At 33.7% G+C, this 19,325-nt stretch carries 21 protein-coding genes; 8 read left to right on the forward strand and 13 right to left on the reverse strand.

Going from position 1 to position 19,325, the window contains the following annotated elements:
• The first annotated feature begins 52 nt into the window (after positions 1–52).
• Both HUE87_RS10590 and HUE87_RS10595 read left to right on the forward strand, forming a co-directional pair.
• The gene (locus HUE87_RS10590; protein ID WP_194366356.1) at positions 53–310 is read left to right on the forward strand and encodes a hypothetical protein; all 258 of its coding nucleotides are present in this window, start codon (positions 53–55) and stop codon (positions 308–310) included.
• Positions 311–589 (forward strand): type II toxin-antitoxin system RelE/ParE family toxin, encoded by a 279-nt coding sequence (locus HUE87_RS10595; protein WP_347401020.1) that lies wholly within the window; start codon positions 311–313, stop codon positions 587–589.
• Between the two features lie 59 nt (positions 590–648).
• On the opposite strand, the gene HUE87_RS10600 is transcribed toward HUE87_RS10595, so the two are convergent.
• Positions 649–1,644 carry an AAA family ATPase gene (locus HUE87_RS10600; RefSeq protein WP_194366358.1) on the reverse strand — a complete coding sequence of 332 codons (996 nt, stop codon included), beginning with the start codon at positions 1,642–1,644 and terminating at the stop codon, positions 649–651.
• Positions 1,641–2,999 carry a hypothetical protein gene (locus HUE87_RS10605; protein ID WP_194366359.1) on the reverse strand — a complete coding sequence of 453 codons (1,359 nt, stop codon included), beginning with the start codon at positions 2,997–2,999 and terminating at the stop codon, positions 1,641–1,643. Before HUE87_RS10605 ends, HUE87_RS10600 begins: the two co-directional genes overlap by 4 nt.
• 98 nt (positions 3,000–3,097) lie before the next feature.
• Between HUE87_RS10605 and HUE87_RS10610 the strand changes: the two genes are divergently transcribed.
• The 3 genes from HUE87_RS10610 (at position 3,098) to HUE87_RS10620 (ending at position 6,870) form a co-directional block, all read left to right on the forward strand.
• On the forward strand, positions 3,098–4,342 hold the full coding sequence (locus tag HUE87_RS10610; protein ID WP_229855136.1) for a diguanylate cyclase: 1,245 nt from the start codon (positions 3,098–3,100) through the stop codon (positions 4,340–4,342).
• A 12-nt stretch (positions 4,343–4,354) separates the two neighbouring features.
• Positions 4,355–5,689, forward strand: coding sequence for a Na+/H+ antiporter NhaA (gene nhaA, locus HUE87_RS10615; RefSeq protein ID WP_194366361.1), 1,335 nt, complete (start codon positions 4,355–4,357; stop codon positions 5,687–5,689).
• 71 nt (positions 5,690–5,760) lie between these two features.
• On the forward strand, positions 5,761–6,870 hold the full coding sequence (locus tag HUE87_RS10620) for a multiheme c-type cytochrome (RefSeq protein ID WP_194366362.1): 1,110 nt from the start codon (positions 5,761–5,763) through the stop codon (positions 6,868–6,870).
• 91 nt (positions 6,871–6,961) lie between these two features.
• Here HUE87_RS10620 and HUE87_RS10625 read toward each other — a convergent pair whose 3' ends face one another.
• Genes HUE87_RS10625 through HUE87_RS10635 form a run of 3 tightly spaced genes read right to left on the reverse strand, consistent with a single transcriptional unit; the run spans position 6,962 to position 9,739 of the window.
• Positions 6,962–7,966, reverse strand: a complete 1,005-nt coding sequence (locus HUE87_RS10625; RefSeq protein WP_194366363.1) for a dipeptide epimerase — start codon at positions 7,964–7,966, stop codon at positions 6,962–6,964.
• Complete coding sequence (locus HUE87_RS10630; RefSeq protein WP_194366364.1) at positions 7,963–9,093, reverse strand: DUF819 family protein; 1,131 nt, start codon at positions 9,091–9,093, stop codon at positions 7,963–7,965. Before HUE87_RS10630 ends, HUE87_RS10625 begins: the two co-directional genes overlap by 4 nt.
• Positions 9,086–9,739: an N-acetylmuramoyl-L-alanine amidase gene (locus HUE87_RS10635; RefSeq protein WP_194366365.1), complete on the reverse strand. Its 654-nt coding sequence runs from the start codon at positions 9,737–9,739 to the stop codon at positions 9,086–9,088. The genes HUE87_RS10630 and HUE87_RS10635 overlap by 8 nt, the downstream gene beginning before the upstream one ends.
• Positions 9,740–9,855: 116 nt before the next feature.
• Here HUE87_RS10635 and HUE87_RS10640 point away from each other — a divergent pair, with 116 nt between their 5' ends.
• Both HUE87_RS10640 and HUE87_RS10645 read left to right on the forward strand, forming a co-directional pair.
• Entirely contained in the window at positions 9,856–10,200 is a 345-nt protein-coding gene (locus HUE87_RS10640; protein WP_194366366.1) for a hypothetical protein, read from the forward strand.
• 10 nt (positions 10,201–10,210) lie between these two features.
• Positions 10,211–10,951 (forward strand): 3'-5' exonuclease, encoded by a 741-nt coding sequence (locus HUE87_RS10645; RefSeq protein ID WP_194366367.1) that lies wholly within the window; start codon positions 10,211–10,213, stop codon positions 10,949–10,951.
• Here HUE87_RS10645 and HUE87_RS10650 read toward each other — a convergent pair.
• A complete protein-coding gene (locus tag HUE87_RS10650; protein WP_229855137.1) occupies positions 10,929–12,272 on the reverse strand; it encodes a Na+/H+ antiporter NhaC family protein in 1,344 nt (447 codons plus the stop codon). The two genes, HUE87_RS10645 and HUE87_RS10650, sit on opposite strands and share 23 nt — an antisense overlap.
• A gap of 46 nt (positions 12,273–12,318) precedes the next feature.
• Positions 12,319–12,942 (reverse strand): GNAT family N-acetyltransferase, encoded by a 624-nt coding sequence (locus HUE87_RS10655; protein ID WP_194366368.1) that lies wholly within the window; start codon positions 12,940–12,942, stop codon positions 12,319–12,321.
• Positions 12,943–13,002: 60 nt separating this feature from the next.
• On the opposite strand from HUE87_RS10655, the gene HUE87_RS10660 reads away from it, so the two are divergent.
• A complete protein-coding gene (locus HUE87_RS10660; protein WP_194366369.1) occupies positions 13,003–13,689 on the forward strand; it encodes a L,D-transpeptidase family protein in 687 nt (228 codons plus the stop codon).
• Positions 13,690–13,694: 5 nt separating this feature from the next.
• On the opposite strand, the gene argS is transcribed toward HUE87_RS10660, so the two are convergent.
• From argS to HUE87_RS10690, 6 genes are all read right to left on the reverse strand, one after another.
• The gene (argS, locus tag HUE87_RS10665) at positions 13,695–15,290 is read right to left on the reverse strand and encodes an arginine--tRNA ligase (protein ID WP_194366370.1); all 1,596 of its coding nucleotides are present in this window, start codon (positions 15,288–15,290) and stop codon (positions 13,695–13,697) included.
• A gap of 3 nt (positions 15,291–15,293) precedes the next feature.
• Positions 15,294–15,530 (reverse strand): twin-arginine translocase TatA/TatE family subunit, encoded by a 237-nt coding sequence (tatA, locus tag HUE87_RS10670; RefSeq protein ID WP_194366371.1) that lies wholly within the window; start codon positions 15,528–15,530, stop codon positions 15,294–15,296.
• A gap of 81 nt (positions 15,531–15,611) precedes the next feature.
• Positions 15,612–16,238, reverse strand: coding sequence for a guanylate kinase (gmk, locus tag HUE87_RS10675; RefSeq protein ID WP_194366372.1), 627 nt, complete (start codon positions 16,236–16,238; stop codon positions 15,612–15,614).
• Positions 16,238–17,782, reverse strand: a complete 1,545-nt coding sequence (locus HUE87_RS10680; RefSeq protein ID WP_194366373.1) for a DNA topoisomerase IV — start codon at positions 17,780–17,782, stop codon at positions 16,238–16,240. The genes gmk and HUE87_RS10680 overlap by 1 nt, the downstream gene beginning before the upstream one ends.
• 50 nt (positions 17,783–17,832) lie before the next feature.
• A complete protein-coding gene (fliR, locus tag HUE87_RS10685; RefSeq protein ID WP_194366374.1) occupies positions 17,833–18,597 on the reverse strand; it encodes a flagellar biosynthetic protein FliR in 765 nt (254 codons plus the stop codon).
• A 35-nt stretch (positions 18,598–18,632) separates the two neighbouring features.
• A complete protein-coding gene (locus HUE87_RS10690) occupies positions 18,633–19,277 on the reverse strand; it encodes an ABC transporter ATP-binding protein (RefSeq protein ID WP_194366375.1) in 645 nt (214 codons plus the stop codon).
• Positions 19,278–19,325: the final 48 nt, after the last annotated feature.

Raw genomic sequence — 19,325 nt, forward strand, 5'->3', positions numbered from 1 at the left:
CCGACGTTGACAAATAGTGCTATAATACTAGAAAGTAAGTGGGAGGTTATAGATGAAAACTATTCAAATTAATAACCCTGATATTGAGAATTTTATATCTTCTCAATATGGTAATGATACAGAGGGTTTACTTAGTGATTTTGTTAAATTTGTTAAATTATCTTTAAATGATGGTTATCCTGCAATCTCAAAAGATGAAGCAAAAAGAAGAGTTGCTAAAGCAGTTGAAGATGTAAAAAGTGGTGAAGCTGTGCTTTTGAGCCAAGAAGAGTATGATACTGATATGAAAGAGTTTATAAACTCTTTATAGATGATAATACTCAGGAGAAAAGAATACTCAACTGCCTTAAAAGTTATAATGTCGTTTATTTCAAAAGATAGTAAAAATAGAGCTTTGAACTTTAAAAGCCAACTTGATAACAAAATAAATAATTTAGTAGGTTTCCCCTACAAGTTTAAACAATCAGAAAATCATAGTGATGTAAATGTAAGGGATATGACATTTAAAGGTTATACAGTTACATATCTTGTAGAAAATGAGAACGATAGGATTTCAATACTTGATATTTATAAGTGGATTGATAAATAATTTTACCTTAACGAAAAACAAAGAAATTGTATAGGTCAATAATCTCATATAATTATCTGTCAATGTAATAGAAAAGCAAACTTACGAACCCACTCTTTAAAAACTGCAGAGTTCTGCATATCCACACCGTTTCTTTGTAAATCCTGCACTATCATTACTGCAAATTCGCTCTTTAAATCAAGAGTATATGTTAGCAAGTTCTCCAAACTCTCTTCACTTTTATCTTTTAAATAAGCACTCACAAGACCTGTGCTTAAAGCATATAAAACATCTACCTCATCACTGTATTCACCACTTGCGGATGTCAAAATATTTTGTATATCAGGAAGACGGTTCATAACTTTTGTAAAGCTCAAAAAAGAGACAGCAACATCTCGTCCGATTGCTCCACTTAGCGTATCTAGAAGCAGTTCATCTGATATTGTGCTTTTTAATATCTTGTTTACATACTCCCAGCTTCTAGGTGTTGCAAAGCTCTTAACATCACTCTTAGAATCAAAGGTAAAGAGGTGTTCACTCCTGTATGAGATATATGAGATGATTCTCTCGTCTATCTCTTTGGAATATGCCCAGAAGCGCCAATCATCTACATTTACTTCCATTTCTAAATGGACAAATCTATTTGCCAGTGGGCTTGGCATTCTGTATGTGACTCCTCTGTCTCCCTCACGGTTTCCCGCAGCGACTATTGCCCATCTATCCGGAAGTTCATACTCTCCCACTTTTCTGTCTAGTATTAGCTGATATGCTGAAGCCTGAACAGACGGGGGTGCGGAGTTCAGCTCATCTAAAAACAATATCCCCTCGCCCTCTTTTGGCAAAAAAGCTGGAGGTGCCCAAAGTGCTGTGTGTGACTCTTTATCGTAAAACGGAATACCCTTCAAATCTGTGGGGTCCATAAGTGCAAGTCTTAAATCAATAAAAGAGATACCTCTCTCGTCTGCAACTTGCTTAACAATAGATGACTTCCCTATTCCCGGTGCACCCCATAAAAATATTGGAACTTTTTGCTCTACTAAAGAGGTAATCGTGTTTATTAAACTTGTTGCTTTCAAACTTCCCATCCTATGCTATTTTGTTGAATATATTTGCCAAATGCCGGATTCTCTTTTACAACTCTAGCCAATGCAGAGTCTAGTTGCAGTTGATATAAAATGTCAACCGGCGTACTTTCATTTTGAGCCAAAGCTCTTAAAACTTTTTTATCTGAACTTTGCCCAAGCTGCTTTAATATATGTTTTGGAGTATTCTCATTACATGCCAATGAAAAATGATTCTCTCTCCTCTCATATGCATCTTCAAGAAGTCTTTGCGGAGTTGCAGAGTTTTTATAAATTGCAGACTTAACCTCTTTGGTATCATCTTCAAGAAGCTCTAAAAGTATATTTTTATCTATCTTGAAGTTTGATGCTAGAGCAACTTTAATACTTTGTACATGTAAAGAGATTAGTTTTGCTTGCATATCAATTGAGAGAGACTCATTTTGAGCCAACTCTTGAGGGTACTTTTGCAATAATGCTTCAAAATATCCAATATTTAGTCTTACATGTAGAGCAATGTTATATGTAAATTTATCTTGATCTATAAGTTTACAAAAGAGTGTCTCGCATAGGTTTAAGTTACATGTGAGAGCCTCATGAACATCTTCATCCATAGAGTTATAAAGAGCTATCTGCATCTCCTCGTCACAATCGTCACGCATCGCAATAATAGTTTTAATATATGAGGAAGATTTTTTTATAAAATGGTTCAGCACACTTTTTGGTGTGGCAGTTTGAGTCGCTATTGCTGTCAAAATTGTGTAGTTTGATGATTTAGCATCCAGAGTAAAGCTCTTTTGCAAAGGTTCTAGCTGTGCTATTGCCTCTATAAGCTGCTTATTTTCTGTCTGTACTATCAGGTGCATAAAACCAGAAGTTGCGTACTGAACATTATGATTTCTCTCTATGTTCTTGTAAAACCTTAAAATAATCGCTGCACTCACATCGCGGTTCTCATCACTCTCAAAAAAGTCTTCACCCCTCCACGAGTACATCTTTAAAAGTTTAAAAAACAGCTCATCACCTAAGATGGAGTTTTGCAAAAAACTTTTTAATCTCTGCTTATCGTGGGATAGCTTAAGACTCATCAAAAGTGTGTCTGCATCTATATATTTTGCCAGCTCTTTTTCAAAAGCATCAATTGCTATAAACTCAATCTCTTTAGAATTTTCTCTGTAAAGTTCATCACTTGCTATATGCTCATAAGGGCTCATCATCTTGCCATCTACAACAAGTACGACTTCGATGTTATACTCTTTGCACAATGTGATTTTATGAAACTTCATCTGAGACTCAAACTCGTCACTACTAAAAGCACGACTCTTTCCAAATAACAGTATTGATTTGTTTTGTAAATCTTTTAAATTCATAAAAAGATTATAGACCCATTATTTAAAATATGAGCTTATTTGTTATAATAGCGCGCTTGATTAAAGATATTTTTATAAAAAAATCATTAAGGGAAAATGTGCAAAGAATTTTAATAGTAGAAGACAATAAAACATTAGCAAAATTAATAAGTAAAAAAATAACCTCAGAACTTAATGTTAAAGTTGACATTGCATATAATTTTTCAGAATCAAAACTTTTTTTAAAAAGTTATAAATATTTTTTAACTCTGTTAGATTTAAATCTCCCTGATGCTCCCAATGGTGAAGTTGTTGACTATGCATTAAGTAAAGATAATCGTGTGATTGTTTTAAGCGGAAATATAGATAAAGAGCTAAGAAAAAAGCTACTTAGCAAAAATATAATTGACTACATAAACAAAAGTGGTGTAAGTGATATTAAATATATTATCAACTTTATTAAGAGACTACAAAAAAATCAAAATCATAAAATTTTAGTGGTTGACGACTCTATGGTTTTTAGAAAACATATGAAAAGTATGTTAGAAAATCTTTTTTATGATGTAATCTCAGTAGCTCATGGGGAAGAGGCACTAAGTATGCTGAAAACTTATCCGGATATTTCTTTGGTACTAACAGACTACAATATGCCGGTAATGAATGGCCTTGAATTAACATCTGCCATAAGAAAAACCCGTGATAAAAATGATATTAGTATTATTGCTCTATCCTCTAATGAAAATGAGGAAATCGACGCTAGATTTTTAAAAGAAGGTGCAAATGATTATATTAATAAGCCTTTTTCTAAAGAGGAGTTTTCTTGTCGAGTCAACAACTCAATAGAATCCTTGGAAAATATACAGACTATCACAAACCATTCCAATAGAGACTTCTTAACTGGTGTTTATAATCGACGTTACTTCTTTCATAATGTACAAACTTATTTTGATACTGCACTTGAGAGTGGCGAAAGTTTTGCAATTGCTATGATAGATATAGATAACTTTAAAAACATAAATGATACCTATGGCCATGACTCTGGAGATAAAGCCATTGTTCATTTATCTGATATATTAAGAGCAAACACTGCAGAAGATGATGTTGTATCAAGATTCGGTGGAGAAGAATTTTGCATTATTTTAAAAAACATTAGCTCTAAAAATGCTTTAACCGTACTAGAAAGAATAAAAAATAAAGTACAAAAGTCAGTGACTATTTCAGAGAAAAATGCAGAAATAAGCTTTACTATATCTGTTGGTTTAGTGACTAATCATGAAAACAGCCTTGATGAGACAGTAAACCAAGCAGACATGCTACTTTATGAGGCTAAGCAATCTGGAAGAAACAAAGTTATATCAAACTAACAGGAGATATTTATGAAAATTTACGCACCGTGGGAAAAGGCCTTTAAGAGAGTATCAACTCCATTTGAAACATTCTTACATGCACAAACTACAACCGGTTTAATACTAATATGTATGACAATTTTTGCTCTGATTCTTGCGAACACTCCACTAACAGATGATTATATGAATTTTTTTCATACAAAAATAGATTTTAATGTTGGGGAGTGGAAACTCTCACACAGCATACACCATTGGATAAATGATGGGCTGATGGCTATATTCTTTTTCACTGTTGGTCTTGAAATAAAAAGAGAGATATTAGTAGGCGAGTTATCAGATATAAAAGTTGCCATGCTGCCTATTCTTTCTGCTATTGGAGGCATGGCTTTACCTGCTCTAATCTATATTAGTATTAACAGTACTGGTGATGCCTCTGCTGGGTGGGGAATCCCTATGGCAACTGATATTGCTTTTGCTATTAGTGCTCTTGTTCTTTTGGGTAAAAGGGTATCACCTGCACTTGTAACATTTTTAGTAGCCTTAGCTATCGTTGATGACCTTGGTGCAGTTGTTGTAATAGCCCTATTTTATACAGATCAAATTCAAATGCTGCCACTTATGCTTGCAGGTATTTCTTTTCTTGTAATGTTTATGTTCAATAGGTTTGGTATTCATGTTATTTTGCCCTACTTTATAACTGGCCTAGCTATGTGGTTTTTTATGCTGGAGTCTGGTGTACATGCGACAATTGCAGGTGTTATAGCAGCTATGGCTATACCATCTAAACCAAAACTCGCTCCAATAGCCTTTACTCAACATACTAAAAATCTACTTGATGAGTATGACAGCTATCCAGAATCAAAAGATTTTACAATACATGAAAGACAAAAAGCTATTTTACAAAATATAAAAGACAGAATTAACTCCGTAAGTTCACCTTCAAGTAGGTTAGAAAATGCTCATCATCTGCCTGTTAGTTTAGTTATTATCCCCCTTTTTGCACTAGCAAATGCTGGAATATCAATAGATTTTTCTTCTATTGGCAAAACTATTTTAGAACCTGTGTCATTAGGGATTGTGGCTGGTTTGGTAATTGGAAAGGTAGCAGGCATTGCAGGAGTTGCTTGGCTTGCTATAAAGCTTAAAATTGCAAAACTACCACAAGACAGTACAATGAGTCAAATCTTTGGAGTTGCATTTTTGGGTGGTATCGGTTTTACAATGTCTATATTTGTAGCAGACTTAGCTTTTTTAGGTAACGAAGAACTTATTTTTCAAGCGAAGGTAGGTATATTAGTGGCTTCTCTTTTTTCAGGTTTATTTGGCTTCTTTTGGCTTAAATACACCTCTAAGACAGATAACTAAATATAATTATTAATATAAGCTAAACAATAAATTGTGTATTATTTTAAAATTAATTTAAAAAAGGTTTTTACATGAAGATTTTATCTCTCATATTTCTTTTCACTCTCTCACTAGTTGCAAATGATGCTGTTCACGAGTTTGCTAAAAGTGAAGAGTGTCAAGCTTGTCATACTCAGATATACAGTGAGTACTACGGTTCTATGCATGCAAACGCTACACCTGACAAGGATGTGATTCATGGAGCTGTTTGGGCAAAGCATCCAGCAAATACAAAGGCTAACAGATACTTATGCGGAAAATGTCATACTCCAGCAGCAAACAATCTAGATAAAATGCTGACAAAAGGTGAGAAAGCACCAGCTGATGTAAACAATGAGACTCATCAAGAAGCTATCAGCTGTGCATACTGCCACAGAATAAAAAGTATAGAGTTACATGCGGATAGCAATACGAATATTATTGATAAAACTCCTAATAAGTACTACGCAACTAGAAAAAGAGGGCTTGACTCACCATTTCATAAGATAGAGACAGAATCAAATGAGCACATGCGAAATGGAAATGTATGTATTGGGTGTCACTCACACAGGATGAACAAAAATAATCTTAATGTATGCTCCACAAATATAGCCAACGAGATGGACGGAGCAAACTGCGTTAGTTGTCATATGCCAAAAGTAAAAGGCAGCACCTCAAGTATTAATGAATCAAAAGCTCATTCTTTCCACGGTTTTGCTGGAAGTCATTTTAACTCTGAGATGTTAACTCAATATGTTGATATCTCTGTTTTGAGAAATATAGACAATTTTATAGTAAATATTGACAACAAAACTTCACATGCTCTACTTCTTCACCCTATGCGTTTGGCAGTTTTAAGGATAAGCGTTAAAAGAGATAGCGAAACTATAGAGCTTGAAAAAGAGATTTTTGTGAGAGTCCTAGGCAAAGATGCAAAGCCAGCTATGCCATGGGTTGCCGACACAACAATAAAAGACACTATGATTAAGGCTAATGAAAAAAGAGCTGTAAAGAGAGAGTTTAAACTGCTTAAAGGAGATAGGGTAGATGTTGTTTTAGGGTGGTTTTTAGTTAACCCAAAAGCTGTTAAAAAATTGGGTTTAGATAAAGAAGAAGTTGCGACTAAATTCAATGTGTTTAAAAAGCAGAGTTTTAATTTTTAGTCTTTAAAAACAACTCTGTTTCTATCAGCACCCTTTTATTCATAGAGGGCCTGTTCTTAGACTACGCAAAAAACTAGCAATGATTTTTCTACTAATGTTGCAGGTCTTGGTTATAAACTATCTCGCAGCCGTTAAACTCAAAATCAAGCTCGTTTGACGGCTTTTTATAGAGCAAAGGGCTGTCTAAATCTATATATTTTATAACATCCCTGTAAGACATTGCTAAATGTAAGGCAATGTTTATAGAATACGGACCTTCAAGCATCGAGCCCAACATGCATATAACACCATTTTTCCTAGCATACTCCAAAATCTCTATTGCTTTAGTCACTCCACCACACTTCATAAGTTTTACATTTATCATATCTGCACTTTTTGACTCTATAACTTTTTTTGCATCATCTAGTGTAAACACTGATTCATCTGCAAGTATTGGAATATGTGAGTACTCTGTAATTTTTTTTAAACTCTTCAAGTCTGAAGCGATTACAGGTTGCTCAATCAGTTCTATATTTATATCTCTCATAGCATCTATAAATTTTAGTGAATCTTTTAAGCTCCATGCCTGATTTGCATCTACTATTATCTCCACAAATTGGAGTTCTTCAGATATTGCTTTTATAACCTGTATTGCATGAGTTATATCTTTGCCTAGTTTTACTTTTAGTATTGACTTATTCTCTGCATAAGCTTTTTTTGCATCTTCCAACATAACATCTAAGGAGTTTAAACTTATTGTTATATCGGTTTTTAAAGGGCTTAAATCTGTTGCATTAAAATACTCTATAAAAGTTTGCTTTTGCTTTTTTGCTTGCAGTGAGACATATGCCATATCAAGAGCTGCTTTTGCACTTGAGCCAATATTATCAAAATTTATAAAATCTCTTTTTACGCTATTAATAGAGTTTAAAATATCTTCAATACCCTCACCTGTTATAGCTTTAGTTGCAGGAGCTTCCCCTACGCCGACTAAACCATTTTCAAGCTCTACATGTACTCTTACAAACTCTACATGTGACGTTTCTCTTAGAGCTGTTTTAAATGGCGTTTTTAACTCTATATATTTAACTTCTGTTGTTATTTTAGCTATCTTCATTTTGCAATTCCAATTAAAATATTTCCAACAACTAAACCGCCAAAAGTTCCAATAATATAACCCATAATTGCCATCAAGACTCCAACACTAACAAGTGCCTTGTTGTAAGTTGCTGCAAGTATCGGAGCAGAAGCGACTCCACCAATGTTAGAGAGTGATGCTATGGCGATAGAGAAGAGGTCAAGCTTAAATATTTTAGCCCCCATAACCATTATGGTCGCATGAACTACCAAAATCATAAAACCTGCAAAAACATAATAACCGACATCTCTGAAACTATCAAAAATCGCATGTGAGCCTATAAGCGCTATAAGAATATAAAGCATTGTAGTTGCAACTTCACTTGAGCCGTTTATATTTTTGAGTTTTGTAAAAGAGCCTAAAATTCCAAAAATTGTCGCAATTATAACAGTGGTGGTTGTATAGTTTAATATTTGAAATTTATAGGCTATTGTATTTACAAAGAATGCAACTCCGACTGACAAAAACACAAAAAGCCAATACCTTTTTGCCCCAATATTACATGCACAACCTATCTCTGCCAAATAAGCAGTGCTCTGCTGTGATGAAGTAAATTTATTAAAATAAGAGGCGAATGGGACCAAAAACAGCAAAAACATAACCCATATTGTGTAATTAACACTATCAACAATTAGAGCAAATCCAAATGCGACATCACTTACATTTAGAGCTGAACCAACGGCAATCATGTTGGCCGTTCCACCCATCCAACTACCGGCCAATGCTCCAAAAGCAGATGCCATATCTTGGTTGAAATTAAAAACCAAAGAAACTACTACAAAGGCAAAAGCTAAAGATAGAACCGCTAAAACATATGAGACAAGTAAAGACCTTCCAAGCTTAAAAAAGTGCCTGAAATCAACCTGCAACAGCATTAAAAACAGCATTGCAGGGAGGAGGTTTTTTTTTGTATTTTTATATATCTCATTAATGGGTTCATTTTGTTCGAAAACTCCCATACCTGCCAGAGTCATGCTAGCAGCATAAATCATCACAACTGCCGGAACAAACTTAAATATTTTAAATTTTGTTTTTTGTTCTAGCAAACTAAAAAAAGTTGCAACCAAAGCAAGTACAAAAAGGTATATAAGAGGTGAACTAATCACATGGCGCTCTTGTAAAAGAGTCTAATTTGCCAAATAACTCTTCCATAAATCTTTTTGACGGATCATCTTTTTTTGTTCTGTAACTTTTGTCCTTTTCAAGCCATAAATCATCACCCTCAAAACATCTATACTCATAATGACCTACAACATACCTAATGCTTGCATATTTTTGTTGCAAATATTCTATAATATTCACATTTGCCTTAAGTTGTGCCTCGGTAAGATTATCTTTAGAATTTTCTCCACCAACGTTTTCAATCCCGATTGAGCTGTAGTTTAGTCCTATAACATGTCGTGCCATGTACTTTAACGGCATAAGTTGATGTATGGTGCCATCTCTTTCAACCATAAAATGGGTAGAAACATTTACACTAGGACTTCCATCATCTATGTCTGGTCTATCGCTCGGGAGTTTTTCATCTGAAAAGCGTGCTAACGATTTTCTATAATCATCTATGGCAGTGTGGTGCACAACTACTATTTTTGGTATTATATTTATGTTGTTTGCATCTATTTCGTAGTGAGTTTTAATATACTCTTTTGTTAGTTGATACCTGAGTTTTGTAAATTTTATTGGGGTTTGTCTAATTTCCAAAGCAGCCAAAGAGAGAGACAAAGATATTAATAATAAAAAGAGTTTAGTCATGAAAGACCCCAGATTTTTATAAAAGTGTAACATAATTAACTGTATTTATACAGTCTTAATACGAAAAAATATAATATATAAGTATGATTAGTAATGAGATAAATAAACAGAGATTAATGTCAGAACCACTTAGTGATAATGCACTTAAATTGGCTCGTGGTTTATATAATACCTATATTACATATGATGACTTGAATATGAGTATAAAGTTTATAACTTTTTTTAAACTTCTTAACCTCCATCCTTGTACAGATTCAATAAGAGATATTAGAAATCTGTTAGAAGAGTTAAATGAGCCGTTGGCAGTTAAAAACTTTGAGTTTCACGGAAAAACTACGCAATTGAAATTTATTCAATTTTGCAACTATGAAATTGGAGAAGAAACAATACAAGTGAGGCTAAGTCCAGAGTATTTACATGCTCACGATAAATACATGTTAGACACATTTTTAAATAGTTAAGGAAAAATATTTGGCAAAAAGATATATAATTTTAGATACAGAAACAACAGGAACAGGTGAGCTAGACAGGGTTATTCAGCTAGGGTATATAGTTTTAGGAGAAAAAGTGGTAGAGGTACAAAATGAGCTTTTTAGCTCTGATGTTCCTATTAGTTTTGGCGCTATGGAGGTTCATGGAATTACCCCTGACATGATTGATGGCAAACCTACATGTAAAGAGAGTTCTTCATACAGAAGACTTCAAGAGTTAAATACGCAAGATAATTATATGATTATTCATAATGCACCATTTGATTTAGGAATGCTTGAAAAAGAGGACTTTAATACGCAAATGAAAGTTATAGATACACTAAGAGTAGCTAAGCATATCTTACCTGATGAAGATGCTCATAGACTTCAATACTTTCGTTATAAAATGGAACTTTACAAAGAAGAGCAAAAAGAGGCTGACTCTTTAGGTGTAGTAGTAAAGGCTCATGATGCGATAGGTGATGTTTTGATTTTAAAACTTCTACTTAGCAGACTTAAAGATGAAGTATCAAAACAGTTTCCAGGTGAAAACCCAGTTGAGAAAATGGTTGATTTAACAAATACACCTATCATGATAAAATCATTTAGATTTGGAAAACATAAAGGTAAAACTCTTCAGGAGGTAGCAGCTAGTGATGCAGGCTACTTAAGATGGATGTTAAGCTCTATGGAAAATCTAGATGAAGATATGAAATATTCTATAAATTCTGTTTTAAGCTAAAGACTATAAACAAAACTATAGTAATCAAACCACTAAATAAAGCATATGGAAGCTGAGTCTTTACATGTTCTACAACATCACATTCACTAGCCATTGAAGATATAATAGTCGTATCTGAGATTGGCGAGCAGTGATCGCCAAATATACCCCCAGAAATAACCGCACCCATACAAAGAGCTATATCTGCATCCATTGCTACTGCCATTGGAACTGCAACTGGAATCATTATGCTAAATGTTCCCCAACTAGTACCAGTAGCAAATGCCATAACAGAACTAAGAACAAATATAACGGCAGATAAAAAATAAATACTCAAGTTTTCGTTAACTAACGAAGCTAAATATTGTCCAGTTTTCAATTCTGTAGTCACCGAACCTATTGCGAAAGCAAAAAGAAGTATCAAAGCGATTGGGACAAGTTTAACAGCCCCACTAAAAGCAGTTTTGCTCCATACCGATAAACTCATGTTTTTTGTACTAACAAAATAAAAGAGTGTAAATATTAACGTACTAAGCATAGTGTAAAAAATAGAGCTTGAGCCACTACCTTTTACAATATTACCATCTCCTGTAATGTACAAAAACAAAAATACAAAAATAATCATAAGAAAAATTGGCGCAATCATATAGAACATGTTTGAACTTTTATTTGCAATTACATCAATACTTGCAGGTACATGTTTAGCTCTTTTCATAGGACCTATATCTATGTTAAACCATATAGATATAAATGTGACCAGCAGAGCAGTCATTGCATAAAAGTTATATAACACTGAGTCAATCAAAATATCAATCGCATTTACGTCGATAACACCCAAGGACACTTGAGTAGTTATCAATCCAAGTAGAAGTGCTCCCCACCCATTTAAAATAATAAGAGAGCTGATAGGTGCTGAAGTTGAGTCACATACAAAGGCTAGTTTAGCACTTGGTATTTTGTATTTTTGACAGAACGGCTTACCAACTGCACCGGCTATTAGAGCTGTAATAGATGACTCTACAAAAATAAAAACACCAACTGCATAACTTAACATTAAAGCTGAACGGGGAGACTTAACTAAAGATACTCTATGTTGCATAAAATCTACAAAACCTTCAATACCGCCAGACTTTTCAACTAAAGCCATAATACTACCTACTAAAACAGCAAAGGCCAAAGTTTTAAGTATCCACCCTTTTGAGAGCAGAGATGTAAAAAGTAAAAAAATTGATTCAACTGAATCAAGGATGGCAAAATTATTTAAAAGTAAAAAACCTAAAACAATACCGCCAAAAAGCGATATAAGAACATTTCTTGAATACAGAGCTAAAGCGATAGCCAAAAGAGAAGGTAGAAGAGAAAGTGCAGAAATTTCTATGTGAAACCAATCAAAATTCGTATGCTAATAAAACGAAACCTGCTCTACCAAACTTTTCTCTATAAAGTTCACACTCTTTTTGATTAACCTCTTTGAAGCCAAGTTTCTTGTAGTAAAGTAATGTTTCTAGGGAACCAATTTCTACTACTGTTTGAGCTATCCTGTAGCCTTTTAGTCTTGCAGTAAGAAGACTCTTCTGCATAAGTGCTTTTAAGACACCAACATCTATAAAACCTTCTAATTCTTCCATAAAATCAAAAATCAGAGTTCTAGTGTTAAGCTCAAAACCACAATAATTGACTATATCTTCATATTCACTATTTTCATTTCCAACACCTATCTCTTGCAAAGCATTACGAAACACTTCTTTAGTTGCTATTCTCGGCTCATAGCTACAAAGAGAACCAACACACTTTCCATCCATCTCAGCAACTAAGAAGTTACTATAGTGACAGTTGCTTTTTGCAGTCGCTGTTATTAATTTTTCTAAATTTTCTAAAGTGTCTTTATCGTTATATGAAGCGAATAATAAATCATATATACAAACTTTTTTTCCAGCTCTAGAACTTTGTAAAATCATCTGTGCTAAAAATGCTGAATCATCACTAGTTGCTTTTCTTATTTTTATGCTCATAACCTTTTCCATTTCTATTATATTAATCTGTTTCATATTTTAGTAATAGTAACATACTTTATGGTAAAAAGTTTCTTAATTATAATAAGTATTCAAATATTCTTGTTTTCTAGTGAACAGATAATTTTAGTTGTTAGTAATGATTTCGATTCAAGCATTGCTAACTTGAGCACTTTTGAGGATGGTAAAAGAGTGTTTAAGCCATTTGAAGTCAATATTGGCACAAATGGTCTTGGATGGGGACTTGGAAAAACATCCCTAAAACAGAAAGAATTAGAGCCTCAGAAGTACGAAGGTGATAAGAAAGCACCTATTGGAATATTTAAACTTGACTCAATTTTCGGTTATGAGAAAAATAAAAATTTTAAAATGAAGTATCTGCATGCGACAAAAGAGTTAATTTGTGTAGATGATTCTAATTCAAGCTCATATAACCAAATAATTAATTTAAAATATGAAAAACCTAAAAGTTTTGAATATATGAGAAGAGATGATAATCAGTACGAGTTGGGTGTTGTCGTAGCTCATAATTCAAAGCAACTAAAAGGGAGAGGTTCTTGCATATTCTTACATGTAGAAAAAGCTAAAGATGAACCAACTGCAGGTTGTACTTCAATGAGTTTAGAAAATATGAAAAAGATTGTCAATTGGCTAGATAAAAGTAAAAATCCAATCCTAGTTCAAGTTTCAAAATCTAAGCTAAATCAGATAAAAGAGTTATATCCTGAGTTGGAACTAGCTGAGTAAAAAGACTATTCCTCCTCTTTACTCATGTAATCTTTCGCAGTTATACCCATAAGAGATAGACCAGTTTTTAGTGATAGCCCCACAACCATAAGAAGTTTAAGAAGTTTTGCTTCATCCTTAGTTCCTATAATTCTGCAATCGTAGTAAAACTTATGTAGAGATGCTGCAAGTGCTTTTAAATAATCAGGAAGTTTTTGAACCTGTCTTGAGCTAAATGCATCTTCAACTATTTCTGGAAGAAGTAGTGCATCAAATAGTAAAATATCTGCATTTTCATCTAAGTTTTTTAGAGTTGCTGACATAACTTCATTTTCACTCAAGTCACTCTTTGAAAGGATAGTTTTAATCCTTGCATGTGCGTATTGGATATAAAAAATAGGATTTGAACTATCCTGCTTTTTAAACTCTGCCAAATCAAACTCCAAAGCCGTATCACTCTTTTTAGATGCAAAAATAAACCTAAGTGCATCAGAACCAATCTCTTCAACAATATCACTCATAAGAATAACGTTGCCAGCACGCTTACTCATCTTGTATGGCTCACCATCTTTAAGAAGACTAACCATCTGAGAAAGAAGTGTTTCGAGCTTATTGCTGTCATAACCTAAATACTCAACAGCAGCATTTACACGAGGAATATATCCGTGGTGATCTGCTCCCCAAATATTAATATAGTGATCATATCCACGCTCAAATTTTTGATTGTGGTAAACTATATCTCCTGCTAAGTAAGTTGGACGACCATCTTCACGGACAACAACTCTATCATTATCATCGCCCTTGGCTTCAGATGCTATCCAGATTTTATCTTCTTTTTTATAGATGCCATCACCCATCTTAGTCATTACTCTGTCCCAATCGTTATACAAAGATGACTCATTTACAAATGTATCAAAATGAATATTTAAGTTTGCTAGAGAATCTATAACAATTTCCATTACACCATCTTTAGCCCATAGTGCAAGCTCTTTATAACGAGTCTCATCATTGAAAATTTCTTTGCCAAATTTCTCTATTGCACCATTTGCTAAACCATCTAAGTAATCACCACGATAGTAAGAGTCAGGGTATTCTACAGTTTCGTTGAGAATATTTTCACGAGCATAAAGAGCAATTGAAAGACCAAGTAAGTCTATCTGATTGCCAGCATCATTTACATAATACTCAGCTGTAATATCATAACCCAAATGCTTTGCTAATCTATAAAGAGTATCTCCATAAACAGCTCCGCGAGCATGACCTATATGAAGAGGTCCAGTTGGGTTTGCACTAACAAATTCTAAAAGAATTTTCTCTTTTTTCTCTTGTTTTGCAAAATCAGTTTCATTGTCAAGTGCCCAAGTAGCATATTCGCTTAAAAAGTTTTCACTTAGGCGAAAATTCAAATAACCTTTTACTGATTCAACACTGGTAAATATTTCTGATTCATTAAAAGAAGATGCTAACTCTTCAGCAATTTTCATAGGAGACTGTCTAAGTTCCTTAGCCAAAGAGAAAGCTATAGGGGTAGCAAAGTGACCAAAAGAGCGATCTTTTGGCTTCTCTAAAACAACTTCACGACCAAACTTTTCGCGCAAAAGCGCCGATACTCGTTGTTTCAAGATCTATGCTTGTGTAGTTTGTTTTGGAGCTTCTGTAGATGCAGTTTCTTCACTACCTTCTACTTTTTTTGGAGCTTCCGTAGATGCAGTTTCAACTTCATCTATTTCTTTCATTTCACTTTTGAAGTTTTTGATTCCTTTACCAAGACCTTTTGCTAAGTCAGGTATTTTTTTCGCACCAAACAATAGTACTACGATTGCTAATATTATTAATAGTTCTGTTCCACCAGGCATTCCCATGCTTATTCCTTTTGTAAATTAAAGTCTTGAATTGTATCTACTATTTGCTGTAAATTCTCTTATCAAATAAATATATTGCAGTTATAAGTCTATATCTTCCCATTTTTGCACAAATTCATTTATTTCATTGTCTGGAACTTTGAGTCTAGAGGCTTTGGCGATTGTTCTTAAAACATCTGCTGCTTCTTTAAGATTATCATTAATTACCAAATAGTCATACTCGCTAATTCTCTGAATCTCTTTTTTTGCCATCTCTAAACGACGTTCTACAACATCTTGGGCATCAGTTGAACGATCTTGTAAGCGTTTTTTTAACTCTGATAATGTTGGAGGAGATATAAAAACTGAGGTAGTAATATCTCCAAGTCTATTGTTTACCAAAGTGTTTCCTTGAACATCTATGTCAAATAAAACTAACTTGCCTTCATTTAAAGATTTTTTAACAGGCTTGAGTGATGTTCCATAGTAGTTTCCATGCACAAAAGCGTACTCTAAAAAGTTGTCCTCTTCTATATCTTTTTTGAATTCTTCTTCAGATACAAAATAGTAGTGCACACCATTTTCTTCACCATCTCTTATTTGTCTAGTTGTCGTTGATATAGAAAAATAGCATTCGCCAATATCATTAATAATTTCATTTAGTAATGAGCTTTTTCCTGCTCCACTTGGACCTGAAAGAACTAAAATTGCACCTGTATTATTATTCACTACTTGTCACCTAAAGTTATATTAATACTTATCTTCATGCCTTTTAATGAAGCTGCAACATCTTCATTTGAGAGAGCTTTAAGTAATTTTTTCAAAGCTTCTACTCCATCATTATTATCTGTAGAATCAGAAACTTCTTCATCTAATTCTGCTTCATTTGTATCTAAACTAGATTCATCTGGGCTTAACTGTTCATTTACTTCTGTGCTTTGAGTGTGCTTACTAATGCTCTCTTCAGGTACTTCTTCACCAATAGCAATTTTAATATCTCGACTAGTTATAGAATCTATGCTAAATAAAACATCTTCATCAATTTCACTTTGTAAATCTTCTTCACTCAACTCATCGACAGCATTTTGTATCTTGATTTCAAGATCTTCTGCCTCATCAACTTCTGTACTTTCACTAGATTCAGCATCAGACTCTAAATTTACTTCTTCTGGCTCTTCATTAAGTTCTAACTCTTCATCAGGTTCAAGCTCTTCTTCTGCTTCTTCGAGTTCTAGTTCTTCATCAAGCTCTAACTCTTCTTCAAGTTCAAGCTCTTCTTCTGCTTCTTCAAGTTCAAGCTCTTCTTCAAGTTCAAGCTCTTCTTCTGCTTCTTCGAGTTCTAGTTCTTCTTCAAGTTCAAGCTCTTCTTCTGCTTCTTCGAGTTCTAGTTCTTCTTCAAATTCAAGCTCTTCTTCTGCTTCTTCGAGTTCTAGTTCTTCTTCAAGTTCTTCGAGTTCATCAACTTCTTTAATTTCGCTAGATTCAGCATCAGACTCTAAATTTGCTTCTTCTGGCTCTTCGAGTTCTAGTTCTTCATCGAGTTCTAGTTCTTCTTCGAGTTCATCAACTTCTGTACTTTCGCTAGATTCAGCCTCAGACTCTAAACTTACTTCTTCTGGCTCTTCATTTTCATCATCCATTTCTAAAAGACCTTCAATCTCTTGAATATCATCTTTATCAAGAATACTATCCCCACTCTCTTCATCAAAATCATCTAGATCATCAAAGTCCAATTCATCCTCATCTTCTTCTAGATTCTCTAAATCATCATCTAATTCTAGCTCGTCGAGATTATCAAGTTCTGTTCCAATATTTATTTCATCGTCTTCGTCAATTTCTTCAAGCTCGCCTAGCTCTTCTAAATCCACATCATCAAGACCATCTAAATCAAATAAATCACTAGATTCATCTGGTGAATCCAATTCTATATTCTCGTCATCTTCGTCTAGACTCTCTTCTTTATTTCCTAAAATTGCGAACAGTTCAACTAAATCTGTTGGTAAAAAAGGTTTTTTTAAAGTTGAAGTAAAACCCTCTACTTTCTTGGCATCCTTAACACATAAATATAAAGATTTACTAAATACTATTTTATCATTAAGTTCTTGCATGATTTCATCACTATACTTGGCATCATCAATCACTAAGAGATCATAATTAGTAGCCCCTATAGCATCTACATTACTAACCACATCCAACTCATCTGAAGTCTTCTGTGCACTTAGTGTAACTAGCTTATTAACTACTGGATTTTCATTTAAAAGTAATATTTTCATTACGTGTTCCCTCTTGGAAGCTCTTTTGCCATTATTGTATCAAAAAAAAACTAAAAAAGCATCTCTAAAAAATTAAAAGCATCTTGCATTTGTGTCTTTAAAATGAGCATTGTGGCACTGAATGTTGCTATTAATACAACGAATGAGACCATAATTTTTATTGGGAAGCCTATAACAAGAAGGTTGAACTGCGGCATTGTTTTCATTAACATTCCAAAGATAACATCTGCCAATAAAGATAGAGCAATAATTGGAAATGCAATCATAAAACCAACCATAAACATATTCGAAGTTGCTTTAATAATATAGTTAAAAAGATTTTCACTCATTAAAAAACCACCTAGTGGAATATGCTGCAAAGAGCTGTCTACAAAAAGAAGTATCCAGTGGTGCATGTCTATTACAAACAGAACCATTAGTGCCATAAGAGAAAGAAATTGTGAGATTATAGGCATTGAGACACCAGACTGTGGATCAATTGCACTTGCCATTGAAAAGCCCATCATAAAAGATATCTGCCCACCAGCAAAAGTTATAACATTAAATGCAATTTGAAGCATCACTCCTATTGCCAAGCCAAAAAACAGTTCGCTTAATATTGCCATTACAATACTAGGAGCCGTTATTGTTATTGCTAAAGGTGGCATTGAGGAGTAAAAAACAATTGCGAAGAAAAAAGCCATTGCGGCTCTTAAAGTAATAGGAATACTTTGGTGAGAAAATATTGGAACAGCCATAAAAAGAGCGGCAAATCTAAAAAATAGAAGGATGAAGCCAACTATGTAAGTATCGCTAAAAACTTCTGTCCATGCCATCTATTAAATCTCACATAATCTAAAGAGGCAAAACATCATTTTAATACCTCTAGTTCTTTGTTATGTACTCTATAAACTTTGTGACATCTGTGAGCTAGTTCTTCATCGTGCGTCACAAGTATCATACCTGCATTATTTTTATCTATATACTCAAAAAATATATTCATAACATCATTTGCTGTAGATTTATCCAAGTTCCCTGTTGGCTCATCAACAAATAAAATACGAGGCTTTTTTGTTAAAACCCTAGCTATTGAGACTCGCTGTTGTTGTCCACCCGAGAGTTCTGTAACTTTTTGGTTTATTGCCTCTAAAATATTAAGTTTTTTTAGAAGTTCATCGTCTATATTTTGATTTGAAAGCATTGCAGCAACTTCCAGGTTTTCTAAAGCGCTAAAACCTTTAAAAAGATAGTGAGATTGAAAAACAAGTCCAAGCTCATCTCTTTTTATTTGAGCCAACCTTTTCTTACTCATTTTTAAGACATCTTCACCAAAAATAGAGACTGATCCCTCAATAGGCTTTAATAGTGTTGATAAAATATTAAGTAAAGTTGACTTGCCACTACCTGATGTACCAATGATAGCTATAGACTCTTTTGCTTGTAGCTCCAAGCTAACATTAGAAAATAGTTGATACTCAAAAGTATGCGATAGATTTTTTGCAGATAATAAATTCATATATGGATTATAGCAAATATACCTAAAAATGAAATCGCGAACATATCT

Source organism: Candidatus Sulfurimonas marisnigri (genome assembly GCF_015265475.1).
GTDB classification, from domain to species: domain Bacteria; phylum Campylobacterota; class Campylobacteria; order Campylobacterales; family Sulfurimonadaceae; genus Sulfurimonas; species Sulfurimonas marisnigri.

What these genes read in the sequence shown, in the direction of transcription:
- HUE87_RS10590 (WP_194366356.1), top strand. Translation starts at nt 53, where the DNA reads ATGAAAACTATTCAAATTAATAACCCTGATATTGAGAATTTTATATCT.
- HUE87_RS10680 (WP_194366373.1), bottom strand. Translation starts at nt 17,782, where the DNA reads ATGAAAATATTACTTTTAAATGAAAATCCAGTAGTTAATAAGCTAGTT.
- HUE87_RS10690 (WP_194366375.1), bottom strand. Translation starts at nt 19,277, where the DNA reads ATGAATTTATTATCTGCAAAAAATCTATCGCATACTTTTGAGTATCAA.
- fliR (WP_194366374.1), bottom strand. Translation starts at nt 18,597, where the DNA reads ATGGCATGGACAGAAGTTTTTAGCGATACTTACATAGTTGGCTTCATC.
- HUE87_RS10605 (WP_194366359.1), bottom strand. Translation starts at nt 2,999, where the DNA reads ATGAATTTAAAAGATTTACAAAACAAATCAATACTGTTATTTGGAAAG.
- HUE87_RS10635 (WP_194366365.1), bottom strand. Translation starts at nt 9,739, where the DNA reads ATGACTAAACTCTTTTTATTATTAATATCTTTGTCTCTCTCTTTGGCT.
- HUE87_RS10655 (WP_194366368.1), bottom strand. Translation starts at nt 12,942, where the DNA reads ATGAGCATAAAAATAAGAAAAGCAACTAGTGATGATTCAGCATTTTTA.
- HUE87_RS10620 (WP_194366362.1), top strand. Translation starts at nt 5,761, where the DNA reads ATGAAGATTTTATCTCTCATATTTCTTTTCACTCTCTCACTAGTTGCA.
- HUE87_RS10660 (WP_194366369.1), top strand. Translation starts at nt 13,003, where the DNA reads ATGGTAAAAAGTTTCTTAATTATAATAAGTATTCAAATATTCTTGTTT.
- tatA (WP_194366371.1), bottom strand. Translation starts at nt 15,530, where the DNA reads ATGGGAATGCCTGGTGGAACAGAACTATTAATAATATTAGCAATCGTA.
- HUE87_RS10595 (WP_347401020.1), top strand. Translation starts at nt 311, where the DNA reads ATGATAATACTCAGGAGAAAAGAATACTCAACTGCCTTAAAAGTTATA.
- HUE87_RS10625 (WP_194366363.1), bottom strand. Translation starts at nt 7,966, where the DNA reads ATGAAGATAGCTAAAATAACAACAGAAGTTAAATATATAGAGTTAAAA.
- HUE87_RS10640 (WP_194366366.1), top strand. Translation starts at nt 9,856, where the DNA reads ATGTCAGAACCACTTAGTGATAATGCACTTAAATTGGCTCGTGGTTTA.
- nhaA (WP_194366361.1), top strand. Translation starts at nt 4,355, where the DNA reads ATGAAAATTTACGCACCGTGGGAAAAGGCCTTTAAGAGAGTATCAACT.